Origin of the sequence: Massilia sp., from assembly GCF_031995545.1 — a bacterium.
Taxonomy (GTDB): domain Bacteria; phylum Pseudomonadota; class Gammaproteobacteria; order Burkholderiales; family Burkholderiaceae_D; genus Telluria.
Window position 1 is genome coordinate 40,680 of record NZ_DAMAGA010000038.1, and the last position, 9,433, is coordinate 50,112.

Consider the following 9,433-nt stretch of genomic DNA (forward strand, 5'->3'; position numbering starts at 1 on the left):
GTGGGACGCGAGCAGGGTGTAACTACATGTAACACTTATGCGGGATGGGTGCAACAATCGGCCCGCATGCTGCAGCGTTGCGGGCCGCCGGGATTACCGGGGCGCTGCCGGCTCGGGCTGCTCTTCCTGCTGCAACGCCACCTTCACCGCTTCCACCCGCGCCTGGTGCACCGCTTCCGGGATCTTGTCCCGGCGATCGGCCAGGCGGCCCGCGATCGCGCCGGCATTCACCCCGCGCGCCGCGTCCAGCGCATGCAGCAGGTACTCGCGCTGCGGATACGCTTCGAAGCGCATTGGATGCGTCTCGTCGCCGCGTCCGCGTGCATCGCACTCGGCCGCCAGCAGCATCTGGGCGAAACGCTCAGGCTTGCGCAGGCCGTCGCAGCGTTCGATCAGGCTGACGACCGTGTTGGCGCGCAATTGAAGCGCGCGGCTGATGTTGCCGTGTTCGCGCGCGGTCATGATGGCCAGGTCGCGGCATTCGTTCGGCACCTTCAGGCGCTTGCATACTTCGCCGATCAGGGCGACGCCTTCGCCTTCATGGCCATGGTGGCTCGGCCATTGCTCGGGCGGGGTGATGCCCTTGCCGAGGTCGTGCATCAGCGCGGCGAAGCGCACCTCCAGCGAGTGGCCCTGTTCCGCGGCGTAGTCGATGACCAGCATCATGTGGGCGCCGGTATCGATCTCGGGATGGTGCGCGCTTGGTTGCGGCACGCCCCACAGCGCGTCCAGTTCGGGCAGGATGCGCGCCAGTGCGCCGCAGTCGCGCAGCACCGCCAGCATGCGCGACGGGCGCCGCGCCATCAGACCGCGCGCCAGTTCCTGCCACACGCGCTCGGGCACCAGGGCGTCGACCTCGCCCTGCTCCACCATCTGGCGCATCAGCGCATTGGTGTCTTCGGCTACCCGAAACTCGGGCAGGCGCGCGGCGAAGCGGGCGATGCGCAGGATGCGTACCGGGTCTTCGGCGAAGGCCTCCGACACATGGCGGAACAGGCGCGCCTCGAGATCGCGCCGGCCGCCATACGGGTCGACGATGACGCCGTCGTCGCCCAGCGCCATGGCGTTGATGGTCAGGTCGCGCCGGATCAGGTCCTGCTCGAGCGTAACGTCGGGCGCAGCGTGGAAACTGAAGCCGTGATACCCCGGCGCGGTCTTGCGCTCGGTGCGCGCCAGCGCGTATTCCTCGTGCGTTTTCGGGTGCAGGAAGACGGGGAAATCCTTGCCCACCGCACGAAAGCCCGCGTCCAGCATTTCCTGCGGGGTGGCGCCGACCACCACGTGGTCGCGGTCCTGCACCGGCAGGCCCAGCAGCTCATCGCGCACCGCGCCGCCGACGACATAACACTGCATGCTCATTCGCCGGGCAGCTCCATGTCGTGCAGCGGGGTCGGATCGTCTTCCGCCATCGCCTCGCCCACCCAGCGCGCTACCGCCGGGTGCGCCTGCATGCGGTTGCAGTAGGCCTGCAGCGCCGGCGCCAGCGCCACGCCATAGGTCTTGAAGCGCATCACCACCGGCGCATAGAAGGCGTCGGCGATCGAGAACTCGCCGAACAAAAACTGATGGTGGCCGAAGCGCGACAGGCAGTCTTCCCAGATCTCGCAGATGCGGCCAATGTCGGCCTGGGCGCCAGGCGTGCGGCCACGGCCCGGCAAGCTGGACTGAATGTGCATCGGCATCGCGCTGCGCAGCTCGCTAAAACCCGAATGCATCTCGGCCACGATCGAGCGCGCCAGCGCGCGCGCCGCCACGTCCTGCGGCCACAGGTGCTTGTCGGGGAATTGCTCGGCCAGGTATTCGACGATGGCCAGGCTGTCCCAGATCGTCATCTCGCCCGAGATCAGCACCGGCACCCGGCCCGCGTGCGAATAGCGCGCGATCTCGTTGGCGGTGTCGCGCTGGTCGAGCAGGACGCGGATCTCGGTGAACGGGATGCCGAACGCCACTGCCGCCACCCACGGACGCATCGACCACGAGGACAGGTTCTTGTTGCCGATGACCAGGGTCAGGCCGGGCTGCCGCGCCTGCTCCAGGGTGTGCGAGAGGATCGGGTCGAGGTCGATGGTCTGCATGGTGTCCGAGAAAAATGTAAACCGTTAAAGGGAAGCGCTGCCGGCGTAGCGTGGCCGGCAACGTTGCGGGCTATTGCATCCGGCGACGATGGCGGCCGAACAGCGCCAGCCGGCAACGCCGCATCGGCGCGATGCCGGCGGTCAGGCGCTCAGCGCCCGGCATGGGTGCGATAGTCGTCCAGCCGGTCGCCGCCCGCCAGGTAGTGCGGCGCGATCGCTTCGATCGACGAGAGCTTGAGTCCCAGCGCCGCGGCTGTCAAGGCGCGGGTGTCGGGCGCGACCACGTTATCGACCCGCATCGAGTCGAGATTGTCGCGGCTGATCAGGGGGTCTCCCGGCAGCAGTTCGAACAGGCGCGCCTGCAACCGCGCCACGCCGTCCGGCAGGCCGATCACCTTGCGCTCGTGCCCGCTATAACGACCGGACAGGCGTACCAGCTCGGCCAGCGTGTACACGTTCGGCCCGCCCAGCTCGATGATGGCGTTGCGCGTGTCCGGACGCGCCATTGCGGTCGAGATGGCGGCGGCGACGTCGCCCACCCACACCGGCTGGAAGCGCGCCGTGCTGCCGGCCAGCGGCACGAGCGGCAGATGGCGCTGCAGGCGCGCGAACATGGTCAGGAAGTGGTCGCCCTCGCCGAACACCACCGACGGCCGGAAGATGGTGGCGGCGACCGTGCTTTCGCTGCGTGCGGCGGCCTCGCCGTCGGCCTTCGAGCGGCCATACATCGAGGGACTGGCGCTGCTCGCGCCGAGCGCGCTCATGTGCAGGTAGCGCGGCACGCCGCTGGCGGCGCAGGCGGCGGCGATGCGGCGCGGCAGCTCGACGTGCAGGCGCCGGAAGCCGTCGCCGTAGGGCTGGCCGTGGCCGCCGTGCAGCACGCCGACCAGGTTGATCACGGCGTCGCATCCGGCCGCCAGCCGGCGCAGCACGGCATCGTCGTGGATGTCGGCCACGTCGACGTCCACGCCCGGCAGCATGGTCAGGTGGCGCGCCGCTTCGACGTGGCGCGCCGCCACCAGCACGCCGACGCCGTCGTCGGACAGGCGCGCGGCCAGGTGGTTGCCGATGAAGCCGGTGCCGCCGATCAGCAGCACCTTGAGCGGGCGGGTGGTCATGGCCGTCGCGGATGCGCAGTTGCTGCCGGCATCGTTCGCTCCATCAATCGAGCACCGAACCGCTGCCGCCGCCGCGCGGGCTGATCGTGCCCAGGCGCGCCTTCAGCGATTGCGGCTTGCCCTCGAAGATCGAGGCGTAATTGGTGGCATTCGCCATCACGTTGCGCACGTAGCCGCGCGTCTCGGTGAACGGGATGCTCTCGACGAAGATCGCCCCTTCCATCGGCTGGTCGAGGCGGCCGCGCCAGGTGCGCGAGCGTCCCGGACCGGCGTTGTAGGCGGCGGTGGCCAGCACATAGGAGCCGTCGAAATTACCCAGCACCATGTTCATGTAGTTGGCGCCGAGCGTGATATTGGTGCGGATATCGCTGAGCATGTCGTGCACGAAATTCTCCAGGCCGATCTTGTTGGCCACCCACTTGCCGGTGGCGGGCATCACCTGCATCAGGCCCGAAGCGCCGACGCCGGAACGTGCGTCGCGGATGAAGCGCGATTCCTGGCGGATCAGGCCATACACCCAGGCCTTGTCCAGCCCGAGCCCCTGGGCGGTCGGCTTCAGGAGTTCGAGGTGCGGCGCCGGGAAGCGCTGGTCGTAGCTGAGTTCGGTGCGCGTGCGCAGCGAGGTTTCGACCATGCGGTCGAGCAGCTCGTTGCGGCGCGCCAGCTCGGCGGCGGCCAGCAGCTGACGTTCAGACAGATTGCGCAAGCCCCAGTTCCATTCACGGTTGCCTTCCGCGCGCAGGCTCAAACTATAGAACTTCAAGGCCCGTTGCAGGCTCGGATTGCTGCTCGCCTGGGCCAGCTCGGCGGCGCTGATCGGCGCCACCGGCGGCGGCGCCACCACCAGCCGCCCCAGCTCTTCCTGGGCCAGCTGGCCATAGAAGGTCGACTGGGCGGCGATGCCGCTGAACAGGTCGCGCGCCTCGACCGAATGGCCTTCGGCCTGGCGCGCGCGGCCGAGCCAGTAGATCCAGGTGGAATCGTTGCGCAGCGCCGGCGGCATCGCTTCAATCGTCGCGCGCACTTCCTTCCAGTCGCCGCGGCGCAGCGCCATGCGCGTCTTCCATTGCATCTGGAAGTCCGACAGCGGCGCGCCTTTCGAACGGCGCCAGTATTCGTCGGCTTCCGGCGCCAGCGCGATCGAGGCGGCCAGCGCCACGTTGGCCCAGCCGATCGCGCGTTCTTCGGCGTCGAGCTTGGGACCATTCTTGTCCAGGCCCACGGCGGCCAGCTTGAGGCTGGTACGCGCCATGCGGCCGACCGCGACCAGGTACAGTTCCTGTTCGGCGCGGGTCTTGCCGACGCCGCGCGCCATCGCCACCGCCGGCAGGTCGACCGCCTGGGTGGCGCGTCCTTCGGGCAGGCCGAGCAGCACGGCGATGCGGCGCGCCGGGCCGGTGGCATTGGTTTCGCCTGCCAGGCGCAGCTGGCGCAGCAGGTCGGCCTGGGTGAATTGTCCGTTACGGGCGAGCTCGGCAGTCAGGGCGGCGCAGGCGTCGCCGTAGTTCGGCGGATTGGTCAGCAGCGCACGCGCTTCCTGGGCCACCGATTCGCCGCGGCTGGCGCGGCCGAGCAAGGCGTAGCAGCGTACCTGCAGGTCGCCCGATTGGCCAAGGGTGCCGACTTCGCGCTGGAACGTGTTCCATTCACCGCGCTTGCCCAGCTCGATCAGCCAGTCGTTGCGCAGGCGGTCGGCCACCGCCGTACCATCATGGCGGCGCAGCACTTGCAGCACCTCGTCCTGGATGGCCTCGCGCAGGCGCGGTTTCAGACGATAATAGTCGACATACGGCGCCAGCAGGTAGTTGGGCGCCAGGCGCGATGCGATGGCATTGGCGCGCGCGCCGTCGTTCTGGCGCGATGCTTCGCGCAGCAGCATGAAGTTATCGTCATCGGCGCGGGTGTCGCCGGCTGCCGGCGCCACGCCCTGCATGGCGGGCGCGGCCGGGGCACTGGGCGCGCCGGCGGGGACCGGCGGCAGCGCCACTTCGGGCGCGGGTGCATCGGGATCTTCCTGCGCCTGCGCGGCTGGCAATAGCGCACAGAACAGAACAAGGGCAATGGCGGCCGGAACTGCGCCGGCTGACAATTTCGATTGAAACATCCACAACTCTCACAATACGCTGCATTGAAACCATGACCGGCGAACCAAGAATACCACGCACCTCCGGCCCGCTACCAGACGTGGCAGAGGCCGATGTCTCGCTGCAACAGCATACGCAGGCGCCACTGACCCAAGACAAATCTGCCTTGCGCAGCGCCCTCAAGGCGCGGCGGCGCGCGATCGACCCGGCGCTGAAAGCCGCCTGGGACGACCGCATCGGCGCGCAGGTGCTGGCCTGGGTGCAGGCGCATCCACATGCAATGCTGGGGGTATATTGGCCGCTGGCCGGCGAACCGGACTTGCGGCCAGCGTACGCGGAAATGGCGCAGCGAGGCGTACGGCTGGCGTTGCCGGTGGTGCTGGAGCGCGATGCGGCGCTTGGATTTGCTGAGTGGATCCCTGGGGAAGCGACCGTGTTCGATCAGCTGGGGGTGGCGGTGCCGGCGGACCTGCGGCTGGTCGAGCGGCCGCCGGCGCTGCTGGTGCCGTGCCTGGGGTTCAATGCGCAGGGGTACCGGATGGGATATGGCGGCGGGTTCTACGATCGCACGCTGGAAGCCATGCCGCGGCCGGCCACGTTAGGAGTCGCGTATGCGTGCCAGCTGGTGGAGTTCGCGGGCGACGTGCATGACGTGCCGCTGGATCGGGTGATTACCGAGGAATGAATGCCGGGCGCTAGCGCCCGGCACCAATCAACCCCGCAGCCGCTGCCAAATCGCCGTCGTCGGCGCCGCCTGGTTCATGCTGTAGAAATGCAGCCCCGGCGCACCGCCCGCCAGCAGGCGTTCGCACAACCCGGTCACCACGTCCAGCCCGAAGGCGCGGATCGACGCCGTATCGTCGCCGAAACTGGCCAGCTTCAGGCGCACCCAGCGCGGGATCTCGGCCCCGCACATGTCCGAAAAACGCATCAGCTGCATGTAGTTGGTGATCGGCATGATGCCCGCCACCACCGGCACGTCGACGCCCAGCTTGCGCGTGTTGTCGACGAACTGGAAATACGCGTCCGCGTTATAGAAATACTGGGTAATGGCCGCATTCGCCCCGGCCTGCACCTTGCGCGCATACGCCTGCAGATCGTCCTGCGGCGAACGCGCCTGCGGATGCGTCTCGGGATAGGCCGCGACCTCGATGTGGAACCAGTCGCCGGTTTCCTGGCGGATGAATTCCACCAGCTCGCTGGCATAGCGCAGCTCGCCCGCGCCGCCATAGCCGCTCGGCAGGTCGCCGCGCAGCGCCACCAGGCGCCGGATATTGCTGTCCTTGAACTGCTGCAGCACCGCGCGGATCGAGTCGCGGGTGGCGCCGATGCACGACAGGTGCGGCGCCGCCTGGTGGCCTTCGGCCATGATCTCGCGCACCGTCTGCAGCGTGCCGTCCTGGGTGCTGCCGCCGGCGCCGAAGGTCACCGAGAAATACTTCGGGCTCAATTCCGCCAGCTTGGTGCGCGCCAGGCGCAGCTTTTCGGCGCCTTCCGGCGTCTTGGGCGGAAAGAACTCGATACTGAAATCAGGAGTTTCCATTGTCTTTATTGGAAAGAAGCAAAGTGGAAAGCGCCCACGAAATGATGCTGTACAGGATCGCCGCCAGGAAGGCCGACCAGAATCCCGCCACCTGGAAGCCGCCCACCATGTTTGCCACCAGCCAGAACAGCAAGGCATTGATGACCAGGATAAACAGGCCCATCGAGACCAGCGTGACCGGCAGGGTCAGGATCACCAGCACCGGACGGATCAGGGTATTGACCAGTCCCAGTACCAGCGCCGCGATCAGCGCGGTGCCCAGGCTCGACACTTCGACGGAGTGCATCAGGTAAGGCAGGGCCATCAGGGCCGCGGCATTGATCAGCCAGGTAATCAGGAGGCGCATCGTGACAATCGACTTTCATGGTACGCGGGCGCCATGGCGGCGCCCGGCTCGTGGAACAGCGAAGCGCCCGGGGAGCGCTTCGCGTGGAGTACAGCCGAACGACTGCTACTGAAAGATTAGTAGCGGTAGTGTTCCGGCTTGTACGGGCCTTCCTGGCTCACCGAGATGTAGGCGGCCTGCTCTTCGGTCAGCGTGGTCAGCTGGGCGTTGAGCTTCTTCAACTGCAGGCGCGCGACCTTCTCGTCCAGCTTCTTCGGCAGCGTGTACACGCCCACCGGGTACTGCGCGGTGTTCATGAACAGCTCGATCTGGGCGATGGTCTGGTTCGCGAACGACGAGCTCATCACGTACGACGGGTGGCCGGTACCGCAACCCAGGTTCACCAGGCGGCCTTCGGCCAGCAGGATAATGCGCTTGCCATCAGGGAAGATGACGTGGTCGACCTGCGGCTTGATGTTTTCCCATTCGTACTTCTTGATTGCCGCGACTTCGATTTCGTTGTCGAAGTGACCGATGTTGCAGACGATGGCCTGGTCCTTCATCTTGAGCATATGCTGCTCGGTGATGACGTGGTAGTTACCGGTGCAGGTGACGAAGATGTCGCCGTGTTCGGCAGCGTAGTCCATGGTCACGACGCGGTAGCCTTCCATCGCCGCCTGCAGTGCGCAGATCGGATCGATTTCGGTGACCCACACTTGCGCCGACAGGGCACGCATGGCCTGGGCCGAGCCCTTGCCGACGTCACCGTAACCGGCGATGACGGCGATCTTGCCGGCGACCATCACGTCGGTGGCGCGCTTGATGCCATCGACCAGCGATTCGCGGCAGCCGTACAGGTTGTCGAACTTCGACTTGGTGACCGAGTCGTTGACGTTGATCGCCGGGAAGGCCAGCTTGCCTTCCTGGTGCATCTGGTACAGGCGATGCACGCCGGTGGTGGTTTCTTCGGTCACGCCTTTAATGCATGGCAGACGCTTCGAGTACCACTGCGGATCACGTGCCAGACGGCCCTTGATGGCGTTGAACAGGCAGATTTCTTCTTCCGAGCCCGGCTTGTCCAGCACCGAAATATCTTTCTCGGCGCGCACGCCCAGGTGCAGCAGCAGGGTTGCGTCGCCGCCGTCGTCCAGGATCATGTTGGCATGGTTGTCGCCAGGCCATTCGAAGATGCGGTGGGTGTACTCCCAGTATTCGTCCAGGGTCTCGCCCTTGACCGCGAACACCGGGGTGCCGACCGCGGCGATGGCGGCGGCGGCGTGGTCCTGGGTCGAGTAGATGTTGCACGAAGCCCAGCGCACGGTCGCGCCCAGCGCTTCCAGGGTGCGGATCAGGACCGCGGTCTGGATCGTCATGTGCAGCGAACCGGCGATGCGCGCGCCCTTCAGCGGCTGGGCAGCGGCGTATTCTTCGCGGATCGCCATCAGGCCCGGCATCTCGGTTTCGGCGATGCGGATTTCCTTCTCGCCCCAGGAAGCCAGGGAGATATCGGTGACGATGTAGTCTTGGGAATCTTTGAGTACGGCGTTCATCACGCCCTCCTTTCAATGTTTAGAAAAAAGTAACGTGAGCGCGGTTGCTTGGATATCCGAGCCTGGCCAGATGAGGAATTCTGGTCGCAACGCTCCTCGGAACGAGGTAGTTTAGCACGGCTAAGGCGCGCTGTGGCGTGGTTTGAAGCCACTGGTAGGCGGGCAAAACTTGGGTACCCGCCTTCGCGGGACCCAAGTTCGTTGCGCGGCCCGGACATATTCGCCCGTCCGCGCAAGAACAGCTTACGACAGGCCGGCCGCCGCGCGCAGCGCAGCTGCCTTGTCGGTGCGTTCCCAGGTGAACTCCGGCTCTTCGCGGCCGAAGTGGCCGTAGGCCGCAGTCTTGCAGTAGATCGGACGCAGCAGATCCAGCATCTGCACGATGCCCTTCGGACGCAGGTCGAAGTGCTCGTTGACCAGGGCTGCGATTTTCTCGTCCGAGATCACGCCGGTGCCTTCGGTGTACACGGTGATGTTGATCGGGCGTGCCACGCCGATCGCGTAGCTGACCTGCACCTGGCACTGGCGCGCCAGGCCGGCGGCAACGATGTTCTTCGCCACGTAGCGGGCGGCGTACGCTGCCGAACGGTCGACCTTGGACGGGTCCTTGCCCGAGAACGCGCCGCCGCCGTGCGGGGCTGCGCCGCCGTAGGTGTCGACGATGATCTTGCGGCCGGTCAGGCCGCAGTCGCCCTGCGGACCGCCGATGACGAAGCGGCCGGTCGGGTTGACCAGGAA

Annotated in this window: 9 protein-coding genes and 1 riboswitch; of the genes, 1 reads left to right on the forward strand and 8 read right to left on the reverse strand. The window is 66.8% G+C overall.

Going from position 1 to position 9,433, the window contains the following annotated elements; translation table 11 throughout:
- Positions 1 to 93: 93 nt before the first annotated feature.
- The 4 genes from RTQ83_RS20225 to RTQ83_RS20240 all read right to left on the reverse strand — a co-directional run bounded on the left by RTQ83_RS20225 (position 94) and on the right by RTQ83_RS20240 (position 5,126).
- A complete protein-coding gene (locus RTQ83_RS20225; protein ID WP_312518571.1) occupies positions 94 to 1,353 on the reverse strand; it encodes a multifunctional CCA addition/repair protein in 1,260 nt (419 codons plus the stop codon).
- A gap of 2 nt (positions 1,354 to 1,355) precedes the next feature.
- Positions 1,356 to 2,075 (reverse strand): glutathione S-transferase family protein, encoded by a 720-nt coding sequence (locus tag RTQ83_RS20230; RefSeq protein ID WP_312518549.1) that lies wholly within the window; start codon positions 2,073 to 2,075, stop codon positions 1,356 to 1,358.
- Positions 2,076 to 2,224: 149 nt separating this feature from the next.
- Positions 2,225 to 3,193 carry a complex I NDUFA9 subunit family protein gene (locus tag RTQ83_RS20235; protein WP_312518552.1) on the reverse strand — a complete coding sequence of 323 codons (969 nt, stop codon included), beginning with the start codon at positions 3,191 to 3,193 and terminating at the stop codon, positions 2,225 to 2,227.
- Between the two features lie 43 nt (positions 3,194 to 3,236).
- A complete protein-coding gene (locus tag RTQ83_RS20240; protein ID WP_409456133.1) occupies positions 3,237 to 5,126 on the reverse strand; it encodes a transglycosylase SLT domain-containing protein in 1,890 nt (629 codons plus the stop codon).
- A gap of 203 nt (positions 5,127 to 5,329) precedes the next feature.
- Between RTQ83_RS20240 and RTQ83_RS20245 the strand changes: the two genes are divergently transcribed.
- Positions 5,330 to 5,962 carry a 5-formyltetrahydrofolate cyclo-ligase gene (locus RTQ83_RS20245; RefSeq protein ID WP_312518557.1) on the forward strand — a complete coding sequence of 211 codons (633 nt, stop codon included), beginning with the start codon at positions 5,330 to 5,332 and terminating at the stop codon, positions 5,960 to 5,962.
- Between the two features lie 27 nt (positions 5,963 to 5,989).
- Here the strand turns inward: RTQ83_RS20245 and metF are convergent, their stop codons facing one another.
- The 4 genes from metF to RTQ83_RS20265 all read right to left on the reverse strand — a co-directional run.
- Complete coding sequence (gene metF, locus RTQ83_RS20250) at positions 5,990 to 6,820, reverse strand: methylenetetrahydrofolate reductase [NAD(P)H] (RefSeq protein ID WP_312518559.1); 831 nt, start codon at positions 6,818 to 6,820, stop codon at positions 5,990 to 5,992.
- Positions 6,807 to 7,166 carry a phage holin family protein gene (locus RTQ83_RS20255; protein ID WP_312518562.1) on the reverse strand — a complete coding sequence of 120 codons (360 nt, stop codon included), beginning with the start codon at positions 7,164 to 7,166 and terminating at the stop codon, positions 6,807 to 6,809. The genes metF and RTQ83_RS20255 overlap by 14 nt, the downstream gene beginning before the upstream one ends.
- Before the next feature lie 116 nt (positions 7,167 to 7,282).
- Positions 7,283 to 8,695: an adenosylhomocysteinase gene (gene ahcY, locus RTQ83_RS20260; protein ID WP_312518563.1), complete on the reverse strand. Its 1,413-nt coding sequence runs from the start codon at positions 8,693 to 8,695 to the stop codon at positions 7,283 to 7,285.
- A gap of 29 nt (positions 8,696 to 8,724) precedes the next feature.
- Positions 8,725 to 8,799: riboswitch (S-adenosyl-L-homocysteine riboswitch) on the reverse strand.
- Positions 8,800 to 8,938: 139 nt separating this feature from the next.
- Positions 8,939 to 9,433, reverse strand: a 495-nt coding sequence (locus tag RTQ83_RS20265; protein ID WP_312518566.1) for a methionine adenosyltransferase domain-containing protein, incomplete at its 5' end; no start/stop codon positions are given.

What these genes read in the sequence shown, in the direction of transcription:
- RTQ83_RS20225 (WP_312518571.1), bottom strand. Translation starts at nt 1,353, where the DNA reads ATGCAGTGTTATGTCGTCGGCGGCGCGGTGCGCGATGAGCTGCTGGGC.
- RTQ83_RS20230 (WP_312518549.1), bottom strand. Translation starts at nt 2,075, where the DNA reads ATGCAGACCATCGACCTCGACCCGATCCTCTCGCACACCCTGGAGCAG.
- RTQ83_RS20235 (WP_312518552.1), bottom strand. Translation starts at nt 3,193, where the DNA reads ATGACCACCCGCCCGCTCAAGGTGCTGCTGATCGGCGGCACCGGCTTC.
- RTQ83_RS20240 (WP_409456133.1), bottom strand. Translation starts at nt 5,126, where the DNA reads ATGCAGGGCGTGGCGCCGGCAGCCGGCGACACCCGCGCCGATGACGAT.
- RTQ83_RS20245 (WP_312518557.1), top strand. Translation starts at nt 5,330, where the DNA reads ATGACCGGCGAACCAAGAATACCACGCACCTCCGGCCCGCTACCAGAC.
- metF (WP_312518559.1), bottom strand. Translation starts at nt 6,820, where the DNA reads ATGGAAACTCCTGATTTCAGTATCGAGTTCTTTCCGCCCAAGACGCCG.
- RTQ83_RS20255 (WP_312518562.1), bottom strand. Translation starts at nt 7,166, where the DNA reads ATGCGCCTCCTGATTACCTGGCTGATCAATGCCGCGGCCCTGATGGCC.
- ahcY (WP_312518563.1), bottom strand. Translation starts at nt 8,695, where the DNA reads ATGAACGCCGTACTCAAAGATTCCCAAGACTACATCGTCACCGATATC.